Genomic DNA, 26,064 nt, shown 5'->3' on the forward strand with positions numbered 1-26,064 from the left:
TTTCCTCTCCCTGCTCCCTACCTGATAAATTGACCGGTAACCGCGTCAACCTTTCCGTTTCTTTCTTTTGGCTCATAAACAAGGACAGGTGTTGCCTGGTACCGTCCGTTAAGGGAAGGAAATACGTAGCGCAGTGTAAGCGGATTAGCTTTTAACAATGCTTGTATGGCTTGCTCAGGCCCTACGACATTTGAGGCATCCTCATAGGATAATTTACCAATAGTTACTGGTAAACTGGCGGATACAATGTCTCCCGTATGCATGTCAACTATGACTGAATAGCCCTGTCCCTCAACCATAATCCCTTGGTGTACAGGGGAAAATAGAAACATTTGCTTGCCTGCTTCTCTGTTAATCATTTGTGGTACCAGCTCCGTTACCTCGGCGTCTACAAACGGTTGCAGAAACGCCACTGCTTTTTCCTCGGCAGCTGCCTCTGTAATCACTTTCTGCTTTGGTGGGTTTTCAAATACATGGAAGTACGTAATCTGATCATTCATTGTCCTTACCGAGAACTTTTTGTTGCCAACCACGGCATCATACTCCTTTTCCCCTGCGAGAACTGGCGCACCTTTGGTCATTTGAAACACGATTCCTTCGGGCAATGGAATAAAAGTGGAGAGTGCGGTAGCTATCTCCTCATTGGTCTTGGCGAAGACCCGCTGGTTTCCAGGCGTTACCGTAATTGGTTTCCCGTACTTATTTTTCGTAGTCCATCCGGACTCTACCTCGGCTCCTGAACGTGCATCCAGATATCCGGAAAAATTCAGGCTGTAGACTGGGCGGAAGCCAGCGCTTATGTCTTTTGCTTTTTGCTCATAGCTGAGGTGGAGCATGTTTTCTAATTGTTTGCTGATTTCGTCTTGATTCTTAACCCCTGACGGAGCGACGAATTTACTTGCATCCATCTGCAATCCTGTTGTGTTTCCTGCGTTTATATAGTCTAGCTCGCCTACTCCATTGATCGCTACTACATAAAAATCGTCTTTTACCGGAATTTGATTCACAACCCGAACGAAACGCACATTTGCCACGGCCTCTGCACCTTCACCATCAACTATTACCTCGTCTATTTGGTATTGCTTGATGGCGTCACCGATGAAATTCTTCAGAATACTTGGCGCTTTTTCTTTTCCCATCGCTTCCGTAGGACGTGCAGTCGGTTTCTTTTTGGGAATGTCGTGTGCAGAGAAGAATAGCAACATACCGTTGTTTGCATCGACTCTGGCATCCGCATACAGGGATACTTTCGTCCGCTCCTTGTTGCTGAAGATGCGGAATTGGATCTGGAAGACATCTCGCTCCTGATTGTTACGCGAAATGGTTTTTTCCGCATTTTTTAATTCCGGGTAGTGTTTGTTCAGCTTGTCTACGGTTTTTTGGGCTGCTTTGCTCAATTGGGGTTGTGTTGATTTAACTGCCGCGGCTTGTACAGTTGCTTGTGGTTGCGTAATCCACAATGGGCTTGAGAAGAGCAAAGCAGCAGCTCCTACTGTGATCATCAGCTTTTTGGTTGCATATGGTTTCATTTTGAATTTCCTCCTGGCTTTCACTTTTTTACGTTCTTAGCCCAATAGTCGAAAAGCAGAAGGGAAATGTTACAAGGAAATGAAAATAAAAAAAGGCCAGTCAAGCCTTTGACAGGCCGCCTAGCCGTTGCGAGGTTTTGAGAGCGACATCCTTTACCCGTTCAATCAAATACTGGAGTCGTTCCTCCTTCAAATCATACGTGACAATTCCAATGCTTAGCGCCCCAATTACCTTTTGGTTGTAGTCGATCACTGGCGCTGCAACAGAGGCTGTGTTTTCCGTCCGCTCCGCAAAGCTGACCGCATGACCAACAGCTCTGATCTCCTGGAGCTTCTCCATAAAAGCAGGCACCTGCTCTTCACCCACGAGCTGGACTACCGTTTGTCTGGCTTCTTCCACAGGCATGTGTGCCAGCACGACTTTGTTGGCCGCACCGATATGCATCGGAATCCGTAAGCCCAACTGGTCGTAGATGCGGATATTGTGCTGACTGTCTACGCGTTCGACGACAATGGATTCGAGTCCGCTAGGCTGACTAAAATAAACACTTTCGTTCACTTCTCTGGCGAGCTCCTCGATCATCGGCTTGATCACCTTCCGATAATCGATCCGATCGAGCACCCGCAAGCCGAACTCCATCCATTTAATCCCCAACGTATATTGCTTGGTCGCAGCATCCTGCTCTACCAGTCCATGCTTCATCAACGTGTACAACAGCCGGTAAATGGTGCTGACCGGGAGCTGGCATTCCTTCGCTAAATCATTGATCGTCCACCATTTTCTATGTTCATCCGACGAAAGTGCCGTTGCAATCGCCATCGCTCGATCAAACGATTGAATCACGGTCATCCCCCCCTTTTCTATCTATCTTCACCTATGAAACTATGTTAAACCATTTGCTCCAATTTTGTGAATCGCAAAAAAACTTCAGGAAGGAATCGTAGATTGACAGTCAGAAATCAGAATGTGTAAACTAATGGTGAACATTTCGAAATATGAATAATATTCTGCAATGTGGAAAAAGGGAGGCAACTATGTTCCAAGGCAGCCAATCCATGGTCAAGAAGATGAAAACCGTCATCATCAAGCATCCCCATCAAGCATTTATCAGTCAAGAACATCTCGATCAATCGTGGAAAACCTTCAACTATACAGACCGCCCTGACTGGGACCGCGCTCTGCATGAATACGCCAAATTCGAATCGATTTTGCGCGAGCATGTGGAAAACGTCCTGCACTTGCCACAATCCGATAAAACCGGACTGGATTCCATATACGCCCACGACCCTGTAAAATTCACTTCCAAAGGGGCAATCATCCTCAAATCTGGTAAAGAGCTCCGACAGGGAGAAGCTGAAGTATACAAAGCCTTTTTAGAAGAAAACAATATTCCGATCCTGGGACAGCTCACAGGCGATGCCTTGTCAGATGGCGGCGATCTCGTCTGGCTGGATGATAAAACACTCGCAATTGGCCATGGCTTCCGCACGAACGAAGCGGCTATCGCTCAAATTACGGAAATGGTCAAGGATTTCACGGATGAAATCATCGTGGTACAGCTTCCGTATGATCGCGGTCCGGCGGAATGCTTGCATCTGATGTCGATTATCAGCATGGTCGATCATGATTTGGCAGTCGTCTACTCCAAGCTGATGCCTGTATTTTTCCGTCAACTGCTCATCGACAGAGGCATTCAGTTAATCGAGGTGCCTGATCCTGAGTACGATAATCTCGGCAGTAATGTTCTCGCCCTTGCGCCGCGTGTGTGCATGGTCGTGGCAGGCAACCCGATTACGAAGCAACGCCTTCTCGACGCAGGTGCGACTGTGTACGAGTATGAGGGCGAAGAGATTTCTTATAAGGGAACAGGTGGGCCTACTTGCCTGACAAGCCCGGTGGAACGAATCTAACCGTTACCAAACTGAACTGTACCTCCATTGTTAGATACCTTTAACGATTGGCGGTGCAGTTTTTCTATGACCAAAAAGTTTCCTTAAGCAAAAACTTTGTTGCCTAGGAAAGAATCTTACCTTAAACTAAAATCATGGAGATATCGACTACGCGTACTTTTTTTTACCTTCATTTTTGCCCTAAGCCAACAGTTTGTCCTTAATGAAAAAAGGAGAGTGAACCTCATGCCATCCATCAGTATTCCTTTGTCTGATGCCTTGATTGGTAGCCACATCTGTCTGGATCGTATTGACGTTCAGGGTATACTGCGCAGACGATTGCTGGATCTCGGCTTCGTCCCCGGCAACATCGTGGAAGTCATGCAAAAAAGTCCGCTGGGCGATCCCACTGCCTTTCGGGTAAATAACACAATCATTGCCCTGCGCAAAGAAGAAAGCTCCCTCATATTCGGGGAGTACGTAGGAAGTGACGAAACATGAGCTCATACACAATTGCGTTGGCAGGAAACCCGAATACCGGTAAGAGTACATTATTCAACACATTGACGGGACTTCGCCAACATACGGGAAACTGGGCAGGGAAGACAGTCGTAATGGCTGAGGGAGAATTCTCTCGGGGAAATACGACTTTTCGGATCATCGATTTGCCAGGTACGTATTCCTTGTATTCCAACTCAGCCGATGAAGAAGTGGCGAGAGATTACATTATTTTTGAGCAACCCGATGTCACCATCGTGGTATTGGATGCAACTTCATTGGAACGAAATCTCAATTTGGCCTTGCAGGTGTTGGAAATGACCCCTCGCGTCGTCGTATGCGTCAATTTGATCGATGAGGCGAAAAAGCTTGGCATTCGTATTGATCTGGAAAAAATCTCGCAAAGATTAGGGGTTCCCTGTATCGCCATTTCCGCCAGAAACCATATCGGGATCGAGAATTTGCTCGATCAGGTGGAGAAGGTAGCGAACGGAACCATCGTGCCCACTCCTGTACAGATAACCTACAGTGATCAGATTGAATCCAAGCTGGCACAGTTGGAGCCGCTCATCGAGAAAACCTTGGGTAGTCGTTTTCCGACAAGATGGATCGCGCTGCGGTTGCTCGATGGCGATGAAAGTTTGTTGAATACCTTGCGGGAGCGAATGCAAAAGCCAGCAGAGTCTTTCGGAGAGGAGAGCTTGACCCATGGCCAAACCGTTTGCCACTAATCCGTCCGATCCACTGGATGCGCTTCTTTCCGTGGCCCGCTCCTCAGTAGCAGGGAGTGAGATTCGGGACACGATTGTAAGTGACATTTACCGCACCAGTCGCAGTATTTGCAAGGAAGCTGTGACCTACGAAAACAAGCAAAAGCTGTCTAGCGCATACAAGCTCGATAAAATTGTGACGTCCAAAGTATGGGGCTACCCCATCATGCTGGCGATATTAGGTGCAGTATTCTGGATCACGATCGCAGGTGCGAACGTTCCATCCGGAATGCTTGCCGACATGTTCGGTGTTGTCGAGGGTTATCTGACTGCTGGCTTTCAAGCTGTACACGCACCAGATTGGCTGCACGGGATTCTGGTTCTCGGATTCTTTCGCGGTACCTCATGGGTTGTCAGCGTCATGCTGCCTCCGATGGCTATCTTTTTTCCAGTCTTTGCCCTGCTCGAGAACTTCGGATATTTGCCGCGTGTCGCGTTCAACATGGATCGTCTGTTTAAAAATGCTGGCGGGCACGGCAAACAGGCATTGACCATGTCCATGGGGTTCGGGTGTAACGCAGCAGCCATCCTATCAACCCGAATCATCGAATCTCCTCGGGAGCGAATGCTGGCGATTCTGACCAACAATTTCGTTCCGTGCAATGGTCGCTGGCCCACATTGATTTTATTGTCTTCGCTATTTATGGCGACGAGCGCGACAAGTGGATGGCAATCTCTGACTACTGCTCTCATTGTAATGGGTATGGTTATTTTTGGAATCGCTATCACTCTTATGGTTTCCTGGACATTATCCAAAACAGCCTTGCGCGGAGTACCGACACATTATACGTTGGAGCTGCCCCCTTATCGCCGTCCGCAGATTTGGAAAACGATTCTGATCTCAAGCAAGGATAAATCGTGGAGCGTGCTGAAAAGAGCGGTCATTGTGGCCGCCCCTGCCGGTATCATCACTTGGGTATTAGGCAATATCTATGTCGGTGGGGACAGCATCCTCGCCCATATGGCTGCCTTTTTTGATCCGTTTGCGCAACTCATTGGTCTGGATGGCTACATTCTCATGGCTTTTATTCTCGGCTTGCCTGCGAATGAAATCGTACTGCCGATCCTTCTGATGGGGTACATGTCCTCCGGTGCCATGGTTGATGTGGAAGGACTCGACAACATCAAGGATGTCTTCTTGCAGCACGGGTGGACTTGGTTGACAGCACTCAATATGATGCTTTTCTCTCTGCTTCATTACCCTTGCGGCACAACCCTGTTCAATATTTACAAGGAAACGAAAAGTGTAAAGTGGACGGTGCTTTCCGCACTCATTCCGCTCGCCATTGCGGTCGGAGTAACGTTCTTGACTGCCCAGTTGGCAAGAGCACTCGGTTGGGTGTAAAAAACCGTAAAAAGCCTTTGCACAATACCAGACCTCCTGGTTCGTGCAAAGGCTTTTTCGTGACTTTCCCAGTGGAATCGTACTTTATTTTGTAATAGGTATCACGCCATCCAATCTGACTCTCTCAAACTCTAGCCCGCCCATCTCTACCGTATACGTATCCTGTTTCGGTACCCTGAAAACAATGGAAACGGTTTCCAAATTCTCTGCCACAATCATATCCTTGTAAGCCTGACCCTCTACACGTAAGTTAATTTCTTCTGGTCCCTTGTTTGGAACGACAATGGACAGCTTGCCTTTGTCGTAATTTACCTTTTCAATGTTCAGCTGTTTCTTTTTTCCAAACGGAATCGTTTGCGGATATTTGGCATTCATATCAAGCACGAAGTTATCCTTTAGGGATCGCTTCATCGTCACTTCATCAAATCGCAGCTCCAGTTTTTCCGGGAGAACCCCATAGAACAGCGACGGAATAAATTGCGCCCTATAGGTATCTGTCCCCTGCACATGCTCCACGTTTTTATTCACCTTGTCGTCTATCGCCTGATACTCTTTCCCGCTTCTATCCACCAATTTCATATTTTCTAATCGATGTAGAACAAACCCATCCTCGAACTTAGCCTCAAGCTCTATCTCTGTCACAGTAGGCGAAGCTATCATTCGGTTCACTTGCAAGCTCGTCACCAGACCATCTGTTTTAAGCGCAGCATCTACATCTGCATCCGGTTGGATTACTTTTTCGGCTGCAGTGACAGACTTTGGCAGGGGCAGCAACAGCTCAGCTACCACTACATCATCTCTTGATTTTCGTCTATCAACGATTTGCACTGGCAGGACAGGCTTGGTCTGACCCATCAGCGCCAGCATTTCTTTTTCGTCAATTCGATAATCCGACTTGATTATGAGATAATGCACACCATCGATCATTTGAAAATCCCTTGATCCATGACCTCTTTCTGACAGATTCCCCAACTCTACATTAAGACTGAAATAGAGCATATCGCTTCTTTTCGATTCATCCGGAATTCGCGCAATCTCCTCCATTTTTTCACCGGAGATTAACAGCGTAAACGTAATCCGTCTGTGATCGACCATGGCATCCCTGATCTGATAAACAAAACCGTCCTTCTCCAATTTCACCTCAGGCAGAATCGGATACCCGTTCTTCAAAGCATGCATGAAACCTTCATCGGGCTTGACCCATTCAAATACTTCCTGGCCTCGCTCTGCACCAGTCAGTCCCCACAAACTTCCATCAAAGGGCTGAGCAATCTGGAAGAAAAGGGTAGCAGCAATTGCCACTCCGGCTGCCCAAGAGGTTACCTGCCAACGACGGCGACGCTTCTCACGCTGAATTTTTGTGAGTACTTCCTGCTCGAATTTTTCCAAATGAAACGGATATTTTTCACGAACGGATTGCTTTGCTGATTGACTCCATTCCCTCCACATGCGATCGTCGCTCATCCTTTTACCTCCTTCGACATGGTTTCCTTCAATTGCTTCCTGGCTCGATGCAAGCGCGTGCGGACGACCTCCTGCGAAACGGAGAGAATATCCGCCACTTCCGCAATCGACAGGTCTTCATAATAGTGCAGGAGAATAACCTGCCTGTACTTCGATGCGAGGGATTGAATGTAGGTGACGATCTCTTCCCGCTTCACCCGGTTTAAAATCTCTTCCTCTACCTGATTGTTTGCCTGCCGATCCATCAGGTCGCCCAAATGATCATCCATCGTCGGAAAAATGTTGCGGAACGACCACGACCGAAAATGCTTTTTGCTCTCATTCATCGCGATCTTGTAGAGCCAATGCTTGATCTCTCCGTCCCCGCGGAACTGATCGAGATGTCGATATGCTTGGATAAACACGTTTTGGGTAATATCGTCCGCTAAGGCATGATTCTTTACGGTGAGACTCACCAGATGAAAAATCTTCTCCCCGTATTGCTGCATCAGCCATTTCAGTCTGGCTTCCCGTGTAACCTCCAAACTCGCTGGCATTGTTTCTGCTTCGTTCAACCCGTTCACCTCATCCGTTGATTGCTTGCTATTAGGTATGATCCATCTCACAGCAAAAAGGTGACAGAAAATGCAAAAAGAAACCGCTGTGGTTTCCACAACGGCTACTTCGCTATCGCTCTACAAAAAATGCTGCATCCAAATATTCGGCTCGATGTATACCACTTCGTCCTTTTCCACGTCAACCTGTACGGGAACTAATGCATCTGGAATGATGTACGATCCGGACTCCGGAAATTTCATCCCTGTCCAGCTTTCCCAATCCGTCACATTTCCTCTGATCAGCATGGATTCCGGCGCTACCTGCATGATCGTCGCTCCCAGTCTCCAATGCGTGCGCACCCACGGATCAAACGGAGCGTCATCGGTCGTTTTCCACTGAACATACTTGTCCATGGGCGTGAGCGGGTACTTGTGCTTGAGGGATGGACGTACGGGTGCCACCAAGTACGTCAAGCCATTTTCCTTGGCGATATCCTTCATCGCTGTAACCATCTGCTTGCTCAGTCCGAGTCCGCGATAGCGGGGATCGATGGAGATGGAGAGTGCCGATAATGCATTTGGCTGTTTTCCTTGGCGGTAGTCTTCAATCCCTTGCAGAAAGACATCATCCCAGCCTTTTGGGAGTCCTTCCACAGTGCCATCCCAATAAAATGGAATCGCATTTCCTACAGCCATCACCTTGTCAGCCTCGTCCGTCAGCATGAACTGATAAGGCGAGAACCAGTCATACAAATGATTGTAATATTCATTAGCCACTTCATCATTGAGCATGAAGGCAGACCAGCTTGCCTCGATTAGTACATCAGCTTGATCGTTTAGATCTGATCTTTGTGCGAATGTGTAGATGTTGTATGACATGCTTGGAATCCTCCTACGAACTCAGATGTCTAGCTTCCCATCTAATCCCTATTCGAGTTTCTTCGACATTTTCCTCTTGCGTGTGTCACACAATCGCTCCCTCTCTCGTTATATGGTCAAACCAAACGAGGAGCTGATTGGTATGAAAGAACAAACATGTGTGATTGTCGGAGGCGGGTACGCAGGTATCCACGCATTAAAAGCCGTGCGGGATACATGCAAAGGACGCCCGATCCGCTTCATCTTAATCGATAAAGAACCTCATCACCTTCGCAAAGTCCTGTTGTTCAAACCAGCCGCTGCCAAAACGGATATCTCGATTCCGCTAAAAAACCTGTTTCCAGAGGGCGTCGAACTTGTGCAAGGTACAGTCACGTCGATCAAAGGGAAGGAGAAAACCCTCTTATTCCGGAACAAAAACGGGCAAGAACAGGCGTTGCCCTACGACATGCTCATCCTGGCAGTAGGAAGCGTCATTCACCAAACGGAGCCAGAACAAGGCGGCATCGCTTTGACGAGTGTAGAGGCGGCCGAGGCTGTTCGGGATAAGTGGCTTGCCAACATGCGCCAAGCCGTCCATGAGAAGCAGCCATCCGAACGTGAGCGATTGTTGACGATCGCCGTTGCAGGAGCGGGCATCAGCGGGATAGAGACCGCTGCGGAGCTGGTTTTCGCTATGCGCGAGGAAGCAGAGAACCTCGGCATCCATCCTGATGAAATCAAAGTCTATCTCATCAACGCACAAAAGCGTTTGTTTACGGAAGGCCCTGCCAAAATGGGGCGTAAGCTGGAGAATGTACTCACGGATAGCGGCGTTACCATTCTGCATGATCAAAAGGCACTTCATGAGCGGGACGGAATGCTGACACTAGCTAGTGGTCGCACGCTTGCCGTCGGGTTGTGCGTCTGGTCGCTCGGACTCCTACCAAATCCCGCATTACGCAGCATGGGCGTGCCAGTAACCACACACGGACAGGTGGTCGTCGATGAATCCTATCGTGTAGCAGGAACGCCCGGGGTGTACAGTATTGGCGATTGTGCACACATCGTAGATCCAGCCAGCGGGCAGGTGGACACGATGACATGCAAGGAAGCCTCCGGACAGGCGATACGTTTGGGCAAAATTGTGCTGGCCGACTTGGATGGAACCCCTGCCCCCCCACACAAAAGCTTCATGGACATTTACTGCGTCGGACTCGGCCCTGAACGCGCAATGGTTTGGACGAGAAAATGGGGACTCGATATCATTTTGACAGGGAAATTGGGGTGGAAGCTTCGCCAGTTCACCTGGAATGTTGCCAGCATGATAAAATAGGAAAAAAAAGGGACGTACGAAGACACAAGAGGAAGTGACACAGCCATGGAGGCTCTGTACAAACAATATAAGGGGCTCATGTTCCGCCTCGCCTATCAGATACTCGGCTCAGCCACGGATGCAGAGGATATCGTGCAGGACGTATTCGTGAAGGCCCATGATGTCTCGCTGGAACAGATGCTTGAACCGAAGGCTTACCTGTGCAAAATGACCACAAACCGCTGCCTCGATTTGTTAAAATCAGCCCGCAAAAAACGGGAGCTGTATACTGGACCATGGCTGCCAGAGCCCATCTCTACCCCTGATGCAGACAGCTATGATTCTGTCATTACCAAAGATTTGCTCTCCTACGCCATGCTCGTCCTGTTGGAACGGCTATCTCCCCCAGAACGAGCGGTGTTCGTCCTACGAGAAGCCTTTGACTTCCAATATGACGAGATTGCTGAGCTGGTTGGAAAAACTGAAGCGAACTGCCGCAAGATTGTTAGTCGTGCTAAAAAGAAAATGGGAATTGACTCAGAGGAACCTCATCTCCCCCCAGACAAAGAGCTTGGCGAAGAATGGATTGGCCGTTTTCTGTCTGCGCTGGAGCATGGAAATGTCGAGACCTTGCTCACTCTGCTTGCCACAGATGCGGTATTGCTCTCCGATGGCGGCGGCAAGGTCACCGCAGCCCTGCATCCGATCTTATCTGGTGAACGCGTGGCTTCCTTCTTGCTCGGCTTGATGCGCAGCTTGTCGAAGCGTCCAGATTTCTCTGTAGAGCTCGCACCTGTAAATGATCAGACCGGGTTTGTGATCAGACTGGATGGCAGAATCGACACCGTGGTGTTTTTGCAAATCGAACACGGGGTTATTCGTAACCTCTACTTTGTCAGAAATCCTGATAAGCTAAGGTTCATAGAGTCGTAATCGGCTCCTAGCGCAGCAAACGAATCATTCAAGAGTCCCACAAACAAAACCCTCTTTCCTATTTTCGTGAAAGAGGGTTTGATTTCATGTCATGCACGTCCTAAAAAAGTGTGGTCAAAATAAGTTTTGAAATTCGGATACAAAAAGAACAGTGATTCTTTCAATTCGTTGCGTTCTGTCTTTTCTTCATCCATTTCAAACAAAATTTCATGGTCAATTTCATAGATTCCACACTTCTCTTCATCCTGGCTTTCTTGCAAATCGATACATCGTATTTTTCCGCACTCTGTATCCCATGAAAAAGGAAGGTAGCCTAACTTGCAAAGCAATGGATTGTACATATCCCTAATACGATCGAATGGCTCATCGATCCCTTGCTCAGGAATGACATCGAAATAATGATGGTAAGTAGAAATCAAGGCTTTATACCACTCTGGAAATTTCAGCCCAAATTCTTCTTCGAGCGCAGCTACATCCTCCTGACTTACGATAGAAGGAATCAGCTTCCATCTGGACCATTCTTCATCGATATCAGCTACCTTCATGACATCAGGGACGTCTGGTCGCATCCATCTGCAAAAACCTTCTTCTGTCACTTGGTTATATCGGGCATAGTAAGCTTCAAAAGCATTCTTGATGTACTCTTTTCTATCCATCTAGCAAACCTCCGTTTTTTATAGGAAGTCAGTTCTTCCACAATCGCTTCGTTTCCACGAGTACCTCATCCTGAAATTCCATTTTGTATATATCAGGCTTGGACGTCGTCAATAAAAAATCCAAGTCGTACTGACTGTCAAAGTACCCCATCATCAATGTCATAACGGCACCATGCGTTCCGATTGCAACTTTCTGCCCTCTGTATTGCTATAAAATGTTTCGGAACGTTCTTACCACACGATTCCGACAAATGGTGATGGATTCTCCTCCAGGTAAAGAAAAGTCTGGCTCAGTAAACATCTTCTTTACGAATGGATACAATTCGCTATCGGCCATGATTTGATTGTTTCCGATAAAAACGAGTTCTCTCAGCTCTTCAAAAACGACGATCTCTTTCCCGACGGACTGGGCTAGTTCTTCTATGGTTGCCACTGCCCTTTTATACGGACTTGAAATGAACGCATCTATCCCCTCGTCTTTTAACAATTGAGTAATGATACGGGCATCTGAACTACCTTTTTCAGTCAATCTTCGTGTTCTTTCGTCCCCCTCGGTTTTTGGTGATTCTCCGTGCCTGACCATGTAAATATAGGTTTTCATACCTAACCTCCGTGGAGACTTTTTATTTTCCGCCTACATCCTTCCTGCAAATATATTACAACAAAAACCCCCTTCCCGGTTTTTACCAGAAAGGGGGCACTCTTAGATTTTGAACCGATGCACGATCTCTTCCATCGTCTGCGTCAAGCATTTCTTGGATCGTTTCAGTAAACAAATCCTTTAATGCTGACTGTACGTCGTCCACAGACTTCATGTTTTTCTCTTTGATCCACTGCTTGATCTGCTCTTTTGACATCATAAAAAAATCTCCCAACCTTTCTAATACTAATTGTAGTTTAGAGGTTGAGAGTTTACACATCGTGCAGTCATTTTTCAGTCAATAGCTCATTGTTCCATTTTATGCCTTGTTCGAACGCAATGATCCTCCCACCAGTGCCTGAGATTACCCAGGTATAATCTTCCTTGTCTTTGAGATAACATTTGTATTTCATTCCCGTAACCGTTATTTTATTGTTTTTCCCTGTGCTGTTTCTTACTGTGATCTTCTCATCATGTTTGTCGATCCACAGATTTTTGAGCTTATCAAACAATTCGGGCTCCACTATATTTAGAATTTCCCGGGATCTCTTTCTGGTCTCCTCTTTGCATGGATAATGTTCATGGGTACTTGAAAAAAAACTCGCTTCCTTAGGGCAAGCGAGTCGCATTCGTATGGGTTAACCACTCAACACTCTACTATAAATCCTTTGAATCTGCATCGTGATGTAGACCAATTCCATCTCGGGGAACTCAAAATCATATTCTTCTTGCGCAAATTCACCTACTTTTTGTGCACATAAATAAGATTCCTCGTACTGTTCTTTTATGATCTGGGACATTTTCGGTTCTACATCATGAAACGATTCGCCAAACTCTGCCCGTTGTACTGCAAAGCGCAAATGTGTGACTAATCGCTCATAGGAAACCGTTTTCTCCTCAATCTTGATTTTCAAGCTGCTTTCGATCAGATCGATCATATCCCGTATCATAGTGGTCATATCCATTGTTTTTGCCATATCTCCCGCGTTTATCCTGGCAGTGTGGATATGCAATGCAATATAACCGACCTCATCTTCGGGAATTTCTATCCCTAGCTTCTCTTTTATCAATGCTTTCGCCCAGCAACCGATCTGAAATTCTTTTGCATACAAAATTTTGATTTCGTTCAGCAAGGTATTTTTAATGACCATTCCCTTCACTAATCTTTCTAGGGCGAAGGACAAGTGGTCGGTCAAAGCAATATGAATATGGTCATGCAAGGTTATCCCTAGTTCTTTTTCCGTATGGGAGATAATTTCCTCTGCCACTTGGATATGTTCTTCAGGAAGTGTTATCAATATCTCTTCGAACTTTCCGTACTCTTGCCATTCATTCATGACAAATACTTTTTCTATCTTTGAAATGTCTACCAGATCATTCTTTTTTTTCTGGAAAGCGATCCCTAAGCCCATAACGATCTTTTCTTCTCCATGATCCTGGACAACGACCGCGTTGTTATTTAAGATTTTTTTAATTTTCATGGTATCCTCCCTCCTGTCTATCCTCCCGTCACCTTCCCCATTTACTAGGTGAACCATGATGAGAAAAATTACATCTTCGAGGAGTTCCATTACCTTTCATTTTACCGTAACCATCACCCATAGAACGCATCCAATTTGGACCAGGAAAACCTTCTCCCGGGTCATCAGAATGATTTATTCCTCTTCGGTAAATCTAAGTATCCATGTCGAGGTGAAAGCGGTAGTAACCGCGATAGCTAGACCAATAAGATAATGGACTGCGTTTGATATTCCTAATGGTGTCACAATCGCAAGCATGGGGATTCCAGTTAAGCCATAGGCGTTGGCAACTACGTGACTACCTACGACATATGCTCCGCCTAGCCCCCCTCCAATAGCCGCTCCTATAAATGGGGTGATTAACCTCAAATTGATGCCAAACATCACGGGTTCAATGATGCCAAAAAAGGACGAAAGAGCAGCAGGTATCGCAATCTTCTTCAGTTTGTCATTTTTCGATTTGAAAAAAACGGCTAAAGCAGCTCCACCTTGGGCCACGTTAGCCATGGACCAGATCGGCAGCAAAAAATTGACACCAACCTTCGGATCGGCTAGCAACCCCACCTCAATGGCGTGCAAACTATGATGCAATCCAGTAACGACGAATAGCGCATATAATCCGCCAAACAGGAACCCTGCCACCAGTCCAGCATACTGATAAACGTAGTACAAGCTACCAGAAATCATCTCCCCGATCATCATGCCCAAAGGGCCAATCGCTACGAGGGAGACAATCCCGGTAAACGAAATGGTGATAAAGGGGATGAGCAATAAATCTAATGACTGGGGTATGAATTTTCGCAGGACCTTTTCAAACCTACTCATCACGTATACCGACAACAAGATAGGAATCACCGTACCCTGATACCCGATCAACGCGATTTCAAGCCCAAACAAATCCATATATTCCGGGGTGCTGTTCCCCAGCTCTGCAGGGTTTAATAATGACGGGTGGGTTAATATCCCCCCAATCACTGCACCTAAAATGGGATTGCTGCCAAATTCCTTGGCTGCGCTAAAGCCAATTAATATCGGAAGAATAATGAACGATGAGCTGGAAAACATGGTGAGCATCTTCATCCATGCGCTATCCATCGTGATCCAACCAAAAGCCTTCACCATACCAAGCAGCCCCATGAGCAAACCGCTCGCTACGATAGCGGGAATAATCGGTAAAAAGATGTTGGATAGTGTCTTTACAAAATGAGTGAATGGATTCATCTTTGCCGTATTCTCCATCCGCTTTTTGGATGGATTTTTCTGTGCGATCTCGATCTCCTCGATAAGTGCCTTGTACACTCGGTTTACTCTGCCGGTCCCAAATATAATTTGGAATTGTCCGCTTCTGGAAAATACCCCTTCTACGCCGTCCATTTTTTCGATGGCTGATATATCCGCCTTTTCTTCATTTCGAAGAAACAAGCGCAATCGAGAAGCACAGTGGGTAGCGTCAGCAATATTTTCCTCGCCCCCTACCAGAGGCAGCAACTCTTGAACAAACTCTTTTGATTGCATCAGCTTTGCTATTGCATGTTCCTCCTCTTTTGTATAGCTAAGGGAATCAACAACGTCCCGCTTATCATTCCATGAAAACGAAAGAATCATAAATGCATGTCTACAAGAGTAAAGACGCTCAGCAACTACTGAACGCCAAAAACTTTCTATTACTATCCTATTTTCTCTAACGGAACACGCCTTGCTTTTTCTCATGCAGAATCCTAGTCTGGTCATCCGCAATGGAGAGCTTTAAAGATGGTGCCAGCATCCCACCGAAATGATCCTTTTGATAATCTGGTGTTTGTTCGCCAATTTGCTGGATGTCCTTTCCTTCTACATGGACATAGTTGACAAAGCTAATCACCGTACCGTTTGGCATGACCATCCAAGAGTATGCTTGATACGGATTGTCTTTTGGATTGGAAATCACTAGTCCGCTTCCATTCAGGGGTTTATACCCGCCAAATAAGGACCCGGACACAAAACCGTATAATCCTTCCGGCGCATCGAGACCTGGCGCGAACTTTTCATGGTGGGTTTTTGCAAAAAGATAGTATTGATTGCCTTTTACAATAATGCTTGGACGCTCCAGCTCGTCATTTACACAGTTGGCTTCCAGTAAAGGGGGAAGAGCCTCAAATTCCGTCAGACTGTCAGATGACGCTTTGGCGATGCCGACACTCGCATTATAAGGTTTTGAACTGTCAGGCTGGCAAGCTCGCTCTGACAAGGTTCCTGCGGAGTTGGCCTCAAATAAAATATATTCTTGTCCGCTCTTTGGGTCTTGGAAGAAGTAAGGATCGCGGAAGGCGTAAGATGATTCACCTTGGTTGGACTGACTTTCTGTTTGATAGTATTCACCATCCGGTTCCAGGATGATTTTGTGTTCAGACCAATTTTTAAACGCCACAGAGGCATTGGTTGTTACGATATCAGCGGTAGCCGTAGCCAAACGCTGTTCGTATGTGAGTTTTTTTTCATTTTTACGTCCGGTCGCTGTATAAAAGATATGGACTTTTCCATCTTTGTCAATCATGGCAGAGCCTGCCCATTGCCTTGAACCCAATGCTTTTCCGTCATCAAACAAACGTCCGCCTAACTGCCAGCTCTTTCCGTCCTTTGCATAGAAATAGCGGATTTCCGCCGTATCGTGGCGTTTGCCAGGAATCACGTCACTTGGCACCGTCAGAGCAAAAATAACCTTATATCCATTGACAACTGCTGGATGGCCATTCCGATCTTGGAGCGGCCATGTATCCCATACCAGAAAGTCCTTTGTAAGTTCCTCAAGCTCCTCCTTGTTGAGGACAGGTGCTGTATTCTCTTCATTCATCTTTATTTTGATGACATCTTCACGCGTCCAATCGAATGTAGCTGCTGTTTCTTGGGCGAAGGCGCTTGAACAGATAACCGGGGCTAGAATACCGGAAAAACCGATAACTGCTGCTGACAGCATCTTTCCAGCATTTTTTGTGTTCCAAAACATGTAGATGCAGCCTCCTGTAGTCTTCTTGTTTTTAGAAAAGAATAGAAGGTCAACCGACCACCTTCGGTTGACCATTCTTATTTATTGCTTGATCCAACCTGGATCGTACTCTTGTTCCAATTTTGTGCGATCGTCTTTGATCGACAGCTTCACTGTTGGAGCCAATGTGCCACCAAAGTGGCTGAATTGGAATTCCGGAGTCTGATTACCGACATCGCCGATGGACATGTTGCCCAGATCGCCAAAATGGGCGAAACCGACCACGTTCAAGTTCGGAAGCACCAACCAGGAATATGCTTGGTATGGATTATCCGCCGGATTGGCCAAGACCAAACCGCTTCCGTTCAGCGGTTTATATCCGCCGATCAGCTTGTCTGAAACGAATCCGTACAGTCCGTCCGGTCCGGTGAGTCCATCCGCATATTTATTGATGTGGCTGTCGGTAAACAGATAATACTTTTTATCCTTCACCACAATATGCGGGCGCTCCAGTTCTTCATTTACGTAGTTGGCTTCTACGAGCGGAGGAAGCATTTTAATTTTGGAAAAATCGCCGCCTACCACCTCAGCAATGCCAATGTTACCATTAGCGTGTACGGCACCTGGAGGCACGTTTTGCTGCCCTGCAAACTCAGGGCTTCCGACATATTCCGGTTTCAACTTGCGGTCGGCTGCGGTGCCTCCGGAATTCCCTTCAAACAGCAGGTATTCTTTTTTCGTTTGCGGGTCTTTAAACCACATCGGATCGCGGAAAGCGTACCCCCCGCCTTCACCCTGCTGCGCTTGTTCTTTGGTCTGATAGTATTTTCCGTCCGGCTCCAAAATGATGCGGTGATCGCCCCAATTTTCGAATCGGACTCCGCTGTTGTCCGCGACGATATCGCCGGTAGCCATGGCCAAACGTTGTTCATAGGTCAAACGCTCTTCGCCTTTGTGTCCGGTTGCGGTGTAGAACGCATGGATTTTGCCGTTATCCATCATAGCCGATCCAGCCCACTGGCGGGAACCGAGCGCGGATCCGCTCGGGAACAGCTCGCCACCCAGCGTCCAATCTTTTCCGTTTTTCGAATAAAAGTAACGGATCGTGGCAATGTCGTGCACTTTGCCCGGCAGCACATCACTCGGTGCGGTAAGCGCGAATATCACTTTCCAGCCTTTGATCGAGGCTACATTCCCGTCACGGTCTGTCAGTGCCCACGTATCCCACATGTGATAGCCCGGCGCCAATTTTTCCAATTTGCTGATGTCGGTGTACGGCAAGGTATTGTCTTGATTCAGCTCGATTTTCGATGCCTGTTCGCGCGTCCAGTTGACCGTTTGCTCACCGCCCTCGGCATACGCCGAGAGCGCAGTGAGGCCGGAAGCGACAACGCTTGTTGCCAAAGCCAGCGCGGTCAATGCTTTCTTGTTTTTGCGGATCATGTTACCGCCCCTTTCCTTTATGGCTATGCGTGCTTAGCGATTCGGGCCGAACGGTTTGATTTCACCTTGTTTTCCCTCTTTGGTAATGACCGATTTGTCGCCTTCCAGGTTTACCTTCAACGTTGAAGAGAAGGTACCGCCGAATTTCACTTCCCCGTTCTCATCTTTTGGTTCGTTAATGAAGCTGATCACCTGTTGGTTCGGAAGCACCATCCAGGAATACGCTTGGTAACCGTTTTCCGCCGGGTTCCCTATAACCAAGCCGCTGCCGTTCATCGGTTTGTAATCACTTCGCAGACCCTTCCCGACAAAACCGTATACACCGTCCGGACCGGTCAAGCCAGGTGCGTAGGTGAAGGTATGGCTGATCGTGAACAGGTAATAATCATCACCATTCACCACAACGTGCGGACGTTCCATCTGATGGTTGGCCCCAACGGATTCGAGCAGCGGAGGCAGCAGTTTCAATTTGGTGATGTCGTGGTCAAGCACTTCCGCGATGCCGATATTTCCGTTGTACAATTCCGCGCCTGCCGGAACCGAATGGGTTTTACGGTATTCTTCGTCACCGATGTTTTCCGGCTTCAAAGAATAGCCACCGCCGGCCTGGCCTTCGAAAATAATGTACTCTTTGCCGGTGTTCGGGTCTTGGAAGAAGAACGGATCACGGAACGCCGTGATGATATTGCCTTTGAACTGATCAATCGTTTCGTAGTACTTGCCGTCTGCTTCAAGAATGATCTTGTGTTCACCTTCGTTCGTGAGATGCACGCCATCTTTATCGGCGCCGATATCGAATGTCGTCTTTGCGATGCGCTGCTCAGCCGTTTGAGCCCATCTGGATTCGTCCCAATTGTTTTTATCCCCGGTTGCCGTATAGAAGAGGTGGACTTTGCCTTTCTCATCCAGCATGGCTGTTCCGGCCCATTGCATATGACCTAACGCTTTGTTTTTGTTATAGGGAATCCCGGCGTAGGTCCAGTCTTTGCCGTTTTTCGAGTAGAACATTCCGATGCTTGCTTGCGTATGACGTTCACCCCAACCCAAAGAGCGCGGAGCGACCAAGGCGAAAGCGACTCTGTAACCTTTGACAGTTGCAAGGGAACCGTCTCTGTTTTGCAGGGGCCATGTGTCCCAAACCCATTGGTCCGGTGCGACGAGCTTGAAATCCAAATCGACCGGTGGAGCGGTTGTCTCTTTCGTGAGAGCAACTTTTTCCGCTTGCTGGCGCGACCAAATCGAAGTGTGATCATCACTGACTTCGGCGGCTAATGCTGGGATGGCTGCAAGAAAATTGGCAGCGATCGCTGTGGATAAAGCTAGATTCCTAAACTTAGGTTTGCTGGATTTTCTCATTTTCTTAAATCCTCCCTTTACATCATGAATTGCAGCAAAGTTACCTATTATGAGAATATTGAGAGATTGAAAACTCTGCTCTTCTCCATTGACAGGACACAAAAAAGACCTAAAACGCGTAAGGGACTGTATAGCGATAGCCATACTTCGCCCATCTCACGTCTCAGGTCTTGCCTGCTTAGCAGTAACAATCCTGCGGTATTTTGTTCGCATCCTCATTCTATTGTCTGCGAATTACGATTTCAATAGTCAAAATTACCCTTTCCTACAGATCGAAACAAAGGAGAATATTCCCGGACTGTAAATAGCACCTTTCTAATTGGAACCTTAGTTAATCGTCCGCTTGAATCGGATATTTTTTCTTTTGCTATTACTCTTGATCTACATCTCTTCCTTAATTTTTAACGGTTCAGCGTGACCTCTCTCCTATACTCTCGCCTCCAGCAGATCATCCAAATGTACGATACCGGAGCTAATAAACATGATGATTAATAGGGGTTCGAGAAAGGAATGACATGATAGTAAGATCACCAAGATCCCGTACATTTCCCATCGATTCGTAAGCAAAAAACAAAACATAGGAAAAAGCGGCTATCTTTCCAAAGAAGCCTAAATATTGCACGAGAATTTGAACAAGGATTTTATTCGGTTCTCGTCTCTGGATGCCTAAAAATAACATAAATAGCAAAAAAACTGACAGCCATACCTGTCAACACCGTTAACCAGGCATCCTGTTTAGCTCCAATTCCCACCTCAAATAAAGTCGCGGAACCGATTTGAAATAAGATGATCATCGCAGATAACTGAAATTTGGAGATCCTCTCCATGTGATAATGAGTCCTTCTTTCTTTTTCCTGTTTTTATTTTGTAAAGGTTGGCTCCCAATTTTTACTTACTTCTTTCCATACATCCGGATATTTTTTGTGAAAGGCATCGCCAAAACCAAGCATATCTATTTTTCAGTTTTTTTGCCGTTACTACTGTTGTTTTCACCTGTTTTTTTATTTGAGCTTCGATTTGCTCCTCCAGTTTCCTTTAACTTCCCTTTCGTTACATTCATTCGAGATTCAATCCAGACCAATGCTTTGCCGACTTTTGTTTCTTTAAGTGAATCTAGAGATGTTTGAACCTTTTGATCACCTGTAATCTCAACTTGTGGCAATACAGCACCTAACGTAGGATTGGTCAATGAGGAAATAAATTCGTGTAGTTTTACCCTCCTTAAAATAGAGAGATTGGTTTCCCCGCCTTTCAGCACTTTGTCGATTGCGTTTCCAGGAATTATTTCGATAGGGGTAAGCACCTCTAGTAATTTTCTTGCTTTCTCTTTTGTGAGAAGAATATCCATGGTTTCTCTGCTTTCATCCATCCACTTACAAACAGAGAAATAACAATAACCAACAGTAACATCACCACTCGTTCATAATTTACCACATCTTAACTTGTCAATCCTTTCATGAGTTTACTGTATTTTGGCAATATATACACTAGGATTTACCATTAACATCGTGCTTATAGTGTCAATGAACACCGTATGAACTTATGCCCAAAACCGCACTGTACCGCCATTTGTTATGTTAAAATCGGCTCGAACAAAGATGTGCAAAACGTATGTAGGAGGACACCCACATGCAAAACCGTCAAAACGAAATTATTATTCCTGAAAATCCTGTTTCACACTTCCTGTTCACCAGTACGAAATCCGCTGCGATCTGGTTGATTATCAGACTGTATGTCGGCTATTCATGGATTACTGCCGGATGGAAGAAAGTCCAGTCCGATAGCTGGACCGGAGATGCGGCTGGCGGCGCGATTCAAGGGTTCGTAAAAGGCTCCTTGGCAAAAGCAGCTGAAGGAAAGGACGTAACCGGGTGGTACGCCTGGTTCCTGGAAAACGTCGTATTGCCAAATGCTAAGGTATTCGGCTTCTTCGTCGCTTATGGTGAGGTACTCGTCGGACTCGGACTGATCCTCGGATGCCTGACAGGGATCGCAGCGTTTTTCGGCGGCTTGATGAACGTCAGCTTTCTGTTCGCAGGAACGGTCAGCACCAACCCACTCCTTTTTATTTTTGCCACTTGGCTCGTTTTGGCTTGGAAGGTTGCGGGCTGGTATGGTCTTGATCGCTGGGCGCTTTCTTATCTCGGAACACCTTGGACGAGAAAATCGCGCGACGGTGTTTTGCCGATGAACAAGTAATCCTTTCTTTCCTCTCGAATGACAAAGCCACCTTTTCCGGGTGGCTTTTGTTGTCCCTTCCCCTCAATCGTTGCTGAAGTAAAGGACAAATTGTATGAATTTATTCCGACATGTACCTGTGATTTTCCGTGAATATTTATACATTATGTTGAATGACTGTCTGATTGCTGTGCATTATTCTTTTGAGGAACTTTAATTTTCTTATTTTTCAAACAATTAAACAGGAGGACTGTATGAACAAGTGGCTACTAGGCATTTCTACTGCTGTTTTCTTATTTAGTCTCTCAGTCGGCTGTAGCTCAAAGCCCGCCGACAGTATCCAATCCCCCTCAGCGGAAACGACAGCAAAGCCTACTACCTTAGAGCCAATGGTCTTGCAATGGAGCATCACTGGGGAGCCGTCTACGATGGATGCTGGCATTGCAACAGATTCGACCTCGATGGACATGATCAACCTCACCTTCGAAGGACTGACCAGCGTCGACCGTCAAGGCCAGATGATCAACGCCATCGCGGAGAGCTACACGCATACTCCTGACTTCACTCATTTTACTTTTACCATTCGAAAGGACGCCAAATGGAGCAATGGAGATCCTGTAACCGCTCACGATTTTGAGTACGCCATCAAGCGCAATCTCGACCCCAAAACCGCTTCAGGCTACGCGTATCAGCTCTTCTATATAAAAGGGGGCGAGGATTTTTACTCCGGAAAAGGCAAGCCAGAAGACGTCGGGGTAAAGGCAAAGGACGACTACACACTCGATTTCACCTTGCGCTCACCAACACCGTTCTTCCGCGAATTGACCTCATTCACTACCTACTACCCTCTTCATAAAAAGACCATCGAGAGCAACCCCCAGTGGGCAACAGAAGCGAAAACGATTGTCGGCAACGGCCCGTTTATCATGGATAAGTGGGAGCACAAGTCCAAGCTCACCTTCAGCAAAAGTCCTACTTATTGGGACAGCGCCAACGTCAAGCTAGACCAGATCCATATTGTCATCATCGAGGATAACAACACCGCCCTGTCCATGTTTGAGAATGGCGATCTGGATTGGGGTGGCTACCCTTCCTTTGGCTTGTCGCCGGATGCGGTCGGTCAGCTCAAGGAAGAGGGCAAGCTGCTTGTCGCAGATAACCCAGGTACCAAAGCTGTCATCTTCAATACAAAGAAACCCCCTTTTACCAACAAAAAAATTCGCCAGGCGTTTTCGTATTCGATCAACCGACAGCAATTGGTGGATAACATCCTACAGACTGGTGTTCTGCCCGCTTATGGCTGGGTTCCCGTTTCCATGGGGTTGAATCCGGACGGCTACTTTAAAGAGGATGTGGCGAAGGCGAAGCAGCTCTTGGCAGAAGGCATGGAAGAGCTTGGGCTGACTCAATTCCCTAAAGTCACGTACTACTACGACACCGGAGAAACGGACAAGAAGCTGGCTCAAGCGCTCCAGGACGAATGGAAGAAAACACTGGGAGTCGACATTGACATTCGCACCTCAGAATGGAAAGTGTTCAACGAGGATGTCCAAAATGGCAAGTATGACATCGGTATCTGGCAATGGGGAGCCGATTTCAACGACCCGATCAATTTCCTTGAAATGTACAAGGACTTGGGTGGCAACAACGTCGTTCGCTTCGATCACAAAGAATACCGCGATTTGCTCAATAAGAGCTACTATGAGACCGACGAGCAAAAGCGCAAGAAACTGTTGTTTTACTGTGAAAGAATTCTCATGGAAGAAATGCCACTGGCACCGCTGCACTTCCGTGGCAATGCTTATGTGAAAAACGATAAAGTGAAGGACTTTGTGATCCTCCCTCTCGGCGGTTCCTACTTTAAATACGCGTATATTGAAAAATAATAGAGCGCGGGCATCCTCTCTATGCGTATCAGATAGAGAGAGATGCCCGCACTTCCATCATAAATACCGAGCGATCATCCGAACTAACTTTCCAGGGAACTCATGTAAATTGGTAATATCCAAAAATCTTTCATTCCCATAGATATCGCTAAGCACATCCTTGTCTTGACCGATTGCGGCTGCAAGAAAGGTAACCCCTTTTCTTTCATACTCCTGTATCGTCTGTTTCATATCTGTAACCGCATAGCTTCCGGTATAGTCATCCATTGCTTTCGGTTGTCCGTCACTTATGCTAATCAGCAGTTTTGTCTTTTGGGGGGAAGCCGCTAATCGTTCTGCCATAATTCTTAGAGCCATGCCATCGCGATTATTGCTTCTGGCATGAATCCTCATTAACCGGAAGCGATCATTGGCATCCGCTTTATCAAAGTCGGCATAGGCAAAGATCGACATTTGCTCCAATCTGGAAACATCCGCCGTATCGCCGTAGATCAAAATTGGGATATGACAAAGCTGACAATATTCATATACGGCGATTACTGCTCGTTTTGCTGCTTCTAATCTCCCGTAAGCTGACATCGATGCGGATTCATCAACCCTAAGACCAACCACAAGAGAAGGGGATTCCGTTGGCGGACGTTTCTTGGCAAAATACTTGTAATCCTTGTAAGCAACGCTGTCTGCTTGAAATTTGCTGCCATAGTAACGATTCCTCGCAAAGTCGGAAGAGAGCTCATGTTCCAGATACGGAAGTGTCTTTCTGGCGATCTCCTGCACGATCGGCATGAGTCCCTGACAAAGACGAACATATTCCTGTTGGTTTTCCTCATCGTAGTCTGGACGGTGTACAATGAGCTTTACTTTTTGATGAATCGAATCGGAAATGACCTCTCTTGCCTCTCGATTCAGCTTTTTACGGAAATCGCGTTCCTTTTGTTTGGCTTCCTCTGACATGGATTCAGGATTTGCCTGATGATAGTTGGGAGAGCCATCTTCACCCAAGCCCGAACGTTCCATATGGGTAGAATCATCATCGGAGACACGGGAAGAGCTTTCGTCACCATCGGCAGATTTTTTCAAGGCGATTCCCTTTTCTTCTATCTGGTTGTCTTTGCTAAAACCAGTGTCGTCAATATCTCCCCATGTCTTGATCTCTACGGCGTCGTCAGATTTTCGTTTTTTTTTTGCTCAATCTCTGCTTCTTCCAAGCTGGCAAGCAAACCATGATTTTTCAGGGCTTCTTCCAAAAGTTTTATTTCTTCCGAATCAGTTGTGATCTTGTAGATGACCTTATGGTAAAGGGATTCCTTTGCGGAGGCTCCTCCGGCAATCGCATCCGCCCAGTAGAAAAAGGAACGCATTCCAGCCACGCCCTTGATCGCATTGGCCCGCGCTGTTCTGTCTAAAACGACAATCATGTCCGCTAAAATACCCAACATCTTTCCATCCTGAAAACCAGTTTTGGCCATTACACGTTCGATCATGATTTCTTTGGTCGGCAGGTCCATCTTTTCCGTATGCTGAACCCTGTCGCGCAGCGCTTCGTTTAACGGTCTGGTTCCCGCATAACTGCGGTTTGTTGTGATAACCGCGATGAAGTCCGGGTGCCTGCGTATGATCTCGGTGGGAAGATTGATGCTCCCATCCAGCTCCAAGGCAGAGTTTAATGCCATTAACACCGCCGCATCACGAATAACGTTTGGTTCTTGAATTTCCAGAAGATAACCGTTTTGATAGGCTCTGACGATCTCCGAAGGGTAAAATCGGTACTCAATCGCTTCGCCATCGTTGTTTTCCGCTGCTGCACGCTCCAATAATTGCTTCATCTTTAAGGCAGCCTGTTCCTGTGTAATCCCCAGTGCGTCCATTAAAATTTCAGATATACTTTGGAACCCATCGCTTTCATATAAGGCTTTCCATAGCGTTTGCTCGGCAGGCTCCATTTTCTCTAGACGTTCAGAAGAAATGACTGGCAAAATAGCGCCGATAATATCCGATTTATCCATATCAGCAAAGCAAGTCACTTTTGTATACGGCAGCCCGAAATTGGCGGATAATGCCTTGGCAAGTTGTGTTTTCCCCGAACCAGCGTCACCTTCTAACAACAGATTGGCGATTTTCATTTCCCCGCGATGCCAGTTGCGTTTGATTTCTTTACTAATGCGCTGTTCTTCTTCACTGACCTTATGCGTGGATGGCTTTTTCCAAACGAGCTTTTTTTCTGCATCCGTCAGCTGTCTTTCGGGTGACAAATGATAGTTTTCATTTTCCGTCATTACATTTCT

At 46.7% G+C, this 26,064-nt stretch carries 26 protein-coding genes and 2 pseudogenes; 8 read left to right on the plus strand and 20 right to left on the minus strand.

Annotation, left to right across the window (positions count from 1 at the left end; translation table 11 throughout):
• Positions 1-17 precede the first annotated feature (17 nt).
• Positions 18-1,529 (minus strand): hypothetical protein, encoded by a 1,512-nt coding sequence (locus ACUUHJ_RS27405; protein WP_472300538.1) that lies wholly within the window; start codon positions 1,527-1,529, stop codon positions 18-20.
• 100 nt (positions 1,530-1,629) lie between these two features.
• The gene (locus ACUUHJ_RS27410) at positions 1,630-2,373 is read right to left on the minus strand and encodes an IclR family transcriptional regulator (protein WP_354142406.1); all 744 of its coding nucleotides are present in this window, start codon (positions 2,371-2,373) and stop codon (positions 1,630-1,632) included.
• A gap of 191 nt (positions 2,374-2,564) precedes the next feature.
• On the opposite strand from ACUUHJ_RS27410, the gene ACUUHJ_RS27415 reads away from it, so the two are divergent.
• The 4 genes from ACUUHJ_RS27415 to ACUUHJ_RS27430 all read left to right on the plus strand — a co-directional run bounded on the left by ACUUHJ_RS27415 (position 2,565) and on the right by ACUUHJ_RS27430 (position 6,032).
• On the plus strand, positions 2,565-3,440 hold the full coding sequence (locus ACUUHJ_RS27415; protein ID WP_015893349.1) for a dimethylarginine dimethylaminohydrolase family protein: 876 nt from the start codon (positions 2,565-2,567) through the stop codon (positions 3,438-3,440).
• 225 nt (positions 3,441-3,665) lie between these two features.
• Entirely contained in the window at positions 3,666-3,920 is a 255-nt protein-coding gene (locus ACUUHJ_RS27420) for a FeoA family protein (protein ID WP_015893350.1), read from the plus strand.
• Positions 3,917-4,648: a FeoB small GTPase domain-containing protein gene (locus ACUUHJ_RS27425; protein ID WP_472300539.1), complete on the plus strand. Its 732-nt coding sequence runs from the start codon at positions 3,917-3,919 to the stop codon at positions 4,646-4,648. The genes ACUUHJ_RS27420 and ACUUHJ_RS27425 overlap by 4 nt, the downstream gene beginning before the upstream one ends.
• The gene (locus ACUUHJ_RS27430) at positions 4,626-6,032 is read left to right on the plus strand and encodes a nucleoside recognition domain-containing protein (RefSeq protein WP_289674679.1); all 1,407 of its coding nucleotides are present in this window, start codon (positions 4,626-4,628) and stop codon (positions 6,030-6,032) included. Before ACUUHJ_RS27425 ends, ACUUHJ_RS27430 begins: the two co-directional genes overlap by 23 nt.
• A gap of 84 nt (positions 6,033-6,116) precedes the next feature.
• On the opposite strand, the gene ACUUHJ_RS27435 is transcribed toward ACUUHJ_RS27430, so the two are convergent.
• From ACUUHJ_RS27435 to ACUUHJ_RS27445, 3 genes are all read right to left on the minus strand, one after another.
• Positions 6,117-7,496 (minus strand): hypothetical protein, encoded by a 1,380-nt coding sequence (locus ACUUHJ_RS27435; protein ID WP_472300540.1) that lies wholly within the window; start codon positions 7,494-7,496, stop codon positions 6,117-6,119.
• Positions 7,493-8,059, minus strand: coding sequence for a sigma-70 family RNA polymerase sigma factor (locus ACUUHJ_RS27440; protein ID WP_289678157.1), 567 nt, complete (start codon positions 8,057-8,059; stop codon positions 7,493-7,495). The genes ACUUHJ_RS27435 and ACUUHJ_RS27440 overlap by 4 nt, the downstream gene beginning before the upstream one ends.
• 111 nt (positions 8,060-8,170) lie before the next feature.
• Positions 8,171-8,911, minus strand: a complete 741-nt coding sequence (locus tag ACUUHJ_RS27445; RefSeq protein ID WP_289674681.1) for a GNAT family N-acetyltransferase — start codon at positions 8,909-8,911, stop codon at positions 8,171-8,173.
• Positions 8,912-9,053: 142 nt separating this feature from the next.
• On the opposite strand from ACUUHJ_RS27445, the gene ACUUHJ_RS27450 reads away from it, so the two are divergent.
• Positions 9,054-10,226 carry an NAD(P)/FAD-dependent oxidoreductase gene (locus ACUUHJ_RS27450; RefSeq protein ID WP_289674682.1) on the plus strand — a complete coding sequence of 391 codons (1,173 nt, stop codon included), beginning with the start codon at positions 9,054-9,056 and terminating at the stop codon, positions 10,224-10,226.
• Between the two features lie 45 nt (positions 10,227-10,271).
• On the plus strand, positions 10,272-11,138 hold the full coding sequence (locus ACUUHJ_RS27455) for an RNA polymerase sigma-70 factor (RefSeq protein ID WP_289674683.1): 867 nt from the start codon (positions 10,272-10,274) through the stop codon (positions 11,136-11,138).
• An 89-nt stretch (positions 11,139-11,227) separates the two neighbouring features.
• Here ACUUHJ_RS27455 and ACUUHJ_RS27460 read toward each other — a convergent pair whose 3' ends face one another.
• The 13 genes and pseudogenes from ACUUHJ_RS27460 to ACUUHJ_RS27520 form a co-directional block, all read right to left on the minus strand.
• A complete protein-coding gene (locus tag ACUUHJ_RS27460) occupies positions 11,228-11,794 on the minus strand; it encodes an SMI1/KNR4 family protein (RefSeq protein WP_472300543.1) in 567 nt (188 codons plus the stop codon).
• 28 nt (positions 11,795-11,822) lie between these two features.
• Positions 11,823-12,395 (minus strand): annotated as a pseudogene (locus ACUUHJ_RS27465) (histidine phosphatase family protein).
• Positions 12,396-12,531: 136 nt separating this feature from the next.
• Positions 12,532-12,654, minus strand: a pseudogene (locus tag ACUUHJ_RS27470) (IS256 family transposase); the annotation flags it as partial.
• A gap of 67 nt (positions 12,655-12,721) precedes the next feature.
• Positions 12,722-12,946 (minus strand): hypothetical protein, encoded by a 225-nt coding sequence (locus ACUUHJ_RS27475; RefSeq protein WP_472300544.1) that lies wholly within the window; start codon positions 12,944-12,946, stop codon positions 12,722-12,724.
• 126 nt (positions 12,947-13,072) lie between these two features.
• Positions 13,073-13,915 carry a PRD domain-containing protein gene (locus ACUUHJ_RS27480; protein WP_472300545.1) on the minus strand — a complete coding sequence of 281 codons (843 nt, stop codon included), beginning with the start codon at positions 13,913-13,915 and terminating at the stop codon, positions 13,073-13,075.
• 174 nt (positions 13,916-14,089) lie between these two features.
• Positions 14,090-15,469 (minus strand): sucrose-specific PTS transporter subunit IIBC, encoded by a 1,380-nt coding sequence (locus ACUUHJ_RS27485; protein WP_289678158.1) that lies wholly within the window; start codon positions 15,467-15,469, stop codon positions 14,090-14,092.
• Between the two features lie 166 nt (positions 15,470-15,635).
• Positions 15,636-16,937, minus strand: coding sequence for a glycoside hydrolase family 68 protein (locus tag ACUUHJ_RS27490; RefSeq protein WP_289674688.1), 1,302 nt, complete (start codon positions 16,935-16,937; stop codon positions 15,636-15,638).
• A gap of 81 nt (positions 16,938-17,018) precedes the next feature.
• Positions 17,019-18,359, minus strand: coding sequence for a glycoside hydrolase family 68 protein (locus ACUUHJ_RS27495; protein ID WP_289674689.1), 1,341 nt, complete (start codon positions 18,357-18,359; stop codon positions 17,019-17,021).
• A gap of 33 nt (positions 18,360-18,392) precedes the next feature.
• Positions 18,393-19,715 (minus strand): glycoside hydrolase family 68 protein, encoded by a 1,323-nt coding sequence (locus ACUUHJ_RS27500; RefSeq protein WP_064202058.1) that lies wholly within the window; start codon positions 19,713-19,715, stop codon positions 18,393-18,395.
• Positions 19,716-20,187: 472 nt separating this feature from the next.
• Positions 20,188-20,394 (minus strand): hypothetical protein, encoded by a 207-nt coding sequence (locus ACUUHJ_RS27505; protein WP_354142456.1) that lies wholly within the window; start codon positions 20,392-20,394, stop codon positions 20,188-20,190.
• Positions 20,357-20,542, minus strand: a complete 186-nt coding sequence (locus ACUUHJ_RS27510; RefSeq protein WP_289674691.1) for a GerAB/ArcD/ProY family transporter — start codon at positions 20,540-20,542, stop codon at positions 20,357-20,359. The genes ACUUHJ_RS27505 and ACUUHJ_RS27510 overlap by 38 nt, the downstream gene beginning before the upstream one ends.
• A gap of 33 nt (positions 20,543-20,575) precedes the next feature.
• Positions 20,576-20,665: a Ger(x)C family spore germination C-terminal domain-containing protein gene (locus ACUUHJ_RS27515; RefSeq protein WP_157448613.1), complete on the minus strand. Its 90-nt coding sequence runs from the start codon at positions 20,663-20,665 to the stop codon at positions 20,576-20,578.
• Between the two features lie 2 nt (positions 20,666-20,667).
• On the minus strand, positions 20,668-21,084 hold the full coding sequence (locus ACUUHJ_RS27520) for a Ger(x)C family spore germination protein (RefSeq protein WP_436406339.1): 417 nt from the start codon (positions 21,082-21,084) through the stop codon (positions 20,668-20,670).
• Between the two features lie 260 nt (positions 21,085-21,344).
• On the opposite strand from ACUUHJ_RS27520, the gene ACUUHJ_RS27525 reads away from it, so the two are divergent.
• Both ACUUHJ_RS27525 and ACUUHJ_RS27530 read left to right on the plus strand, forming a co-directional pair.
• Positions 21,345-21,914: a DoxX family protein gene (locus ACUUHJ_RS27525; protein ID WP_219663270.1), complete on the plus strand. Its 570-nt coding sequence runs from the start codon at positions 21,345-21,347 to the stop codon at positions 21,912-21,914.
• 233 nt (positions 21,915-22,147) lie between these two features.
• Positions 22,148-23,779, plus strand: a complete 1,632-nt coding sequence (locus ACUUHJ_RS27530) for a peptide ABC transporter substrate-binding protein (protein ID WP_289674694.1) — start codon at positions 22,148-22,150, stop codon at positions 23,777-23,779.
• Positions 23,780-23,836: 57 nt separating this feature from the next.
• Here ACUUHJ_RS27530 and ACUUHJ_RS27535 read toward each other — a convergent pair whose 3' ends face one another.
• Positions 23,837-24,859, minus strand: coding sequence for a vWA domain-containing protein (locus ACUUHJ_RS27535; RefSeq protein WP_289674695.1), 1,023 nt, complete (start codon positions 24,857-24,859; stop codon positions 23,837-23,839).
• 74 nt (positions 24,860-24,933) lie between these two features.
• On the minus strand, positions 24,934-26,055 hold the full coding sequence (locus ACUUHJ_RS27540) for an AAA family ATPase (protein WP_289674696.1): 1,122 nt from the start codon (positions 26,053-26,055) through the stop codon (positions 24,934-24,936).
• Between the last annotated feature and the right edge of the window lie 9 nt (positions 26,056-26,064).

This window comes from Brevibacillus schisleri, assembly GCF_055685845.1.

Coding starts and splice junctions, on each gene's coding strand:
- ACUUHJ_RS27510 (WP_289674691.1), bottom strand. CDS start 20,542: ATGGAGAGGATCTCCAAATTTCAGTTATCTGCGATGATCATCTTATTT.
- ACUUHJ_RS27420 (WP_015893350.1), top strand. CDS start 3,666: ATGCCATCCATCAGTATTCCTTTGTCTGATGCCTTGATTGGTAGCCAC.
- ACUUHJ_RS27540 (WP_289674696.1), bottom strand. CDS start 26,055: ATGACGGAAAATGAAAACTATCATTTGTCACCCGAAAGACAGCTGACG.
- ACUUHJ_RS27405 (WP_472300538.1), bottom strand. CDS start 1,529: ATGAAACCATATGCAACCAAAAAGCTGATGATCACAGTAGGAGCTGCT.
- ACUUHJ_RS27460 (WP_472300543.1), bottom strand. CDS start 11,794: ATGGATAGAAAAGAGTACATCAAGAATGCTTTTGAAGCTTACTATGCC.
- ACUUHJ_RS27485 (WP_289678158.1), bottom strand. CDS start 15,469: ATGCAATCAAAAGAGTTTGTTCAAGAGTTGCTGCCTCTGGTAGGGGGC.
- ACUUHJ_RS27425 (WP_472300539.1), top strand. CDS start 3,917: ATGAGCTCATACACAATTGCGTTGGCAGGAAACCCGAATACCGGTAAG.
- ACUUHJ_RS27505 (WP_354142456.1), bottom strand. CDS start 20,394: ATGTTATTTTTAGGCATCCAGAGACGAGAACCGAATAAAATCCTTGTT.
- ACUUHJ_RS27415 (WP_015893349.1), top strand. CDS start 2,565: ATGTTCCAAGGCAGCCAATCCATGGTCAAGAAGATGAAAACCGTCATC.
- ACUUHJ_RS27495 (WP_289674689.1), bottom strand. CDS start 18,359: ATGATCCGCAAAAACAAGAAAGCATTGACCGCGCTGGCTTTGGCAACA.
- ACUUHJ_RS27490 (WP_289674688.1), bottom strand. CDS start 16,937: ATGTTTTGGAACACAAAAAATGCTGGAAAGATGCTGTCAGCAGCAGTT.
- ACUUHJ_RS27520 (WP_436406339.1), bottom strand. CDS start 21,084: ATGGATGAAAGCAGAGAAACCATGGATATTCTTCTCACAAAAGAGAAA.
- ACUUHJ_RS27430 (WP_289674679.1), top strand. CDS start 4,626: ATGGCCAAACCGTTTGCCACTAATCCGTCCGATCCACTGGATGCGCTT.
- ACUUHJ_RS27480 (WP_472300545.1), bottom strand. CDS start 13,915: ATGAAAATTAAAAAAATCTTAAATAACAACGCGGTCGTTGTCCAGGAT.
- ACUUHJ_RS27435 (WP_472300540.1), bottom strand. CDS start 7,496: ATGAGCGACGATCGCATGTGGAGGGAATGGAGTCAATCAGCAAAGCAA.
- ACUUHJ_RS27515 (WP_157448613.1), bottom strand. CDS start 20,665: ATGCTTGGTTTTGGCGATGCCTTTCACAAAAAATATCCGGATGTATGG.
- ACUUHJ_RS27525 (WP_219663270.1), top strand. CDS start 21,345: ATGCAAAACCGTCAAAACGAAATTATTATTCCTGAAAATCCTGTTTCA.
- ACUUHJ_RS27445 (WP_289674681.1), bottom strand. CDS start 8,911: ATGTCATACAACATCTACACATTCGCACAAAGATCAGATCTAAACGAT.
- ACUUHJ_RS27455 (WP_289674683.1), top strand. CDS start 10,272: ATGGAGGCTCTGTACAAACAATATAAGGGGCTCATGTTCCGCCTCGCC.
- ACUUHJ_RS27530 (WP_289674694.1), top strand. CDS start 22,148: ATGAACAAGTGGCTACTAGGCATTTCTACTGCTGTTTTCTTATTTAGT.
- ACUUHJ_RS27500 (WP_064202058.1), bottom strand. CDS start 19,715: ATGAGAAAATCCAGCAAACCTAAGTTTAGGAATCTAGCTTTATCCACA.
- ACUUHJ_RS27450 (WP_289674682.1), top strand. CDS start 9,054: ATGAAAGAACAAACATGTGTGATTGTCGGAGGCGGGTACGCAGGTATC.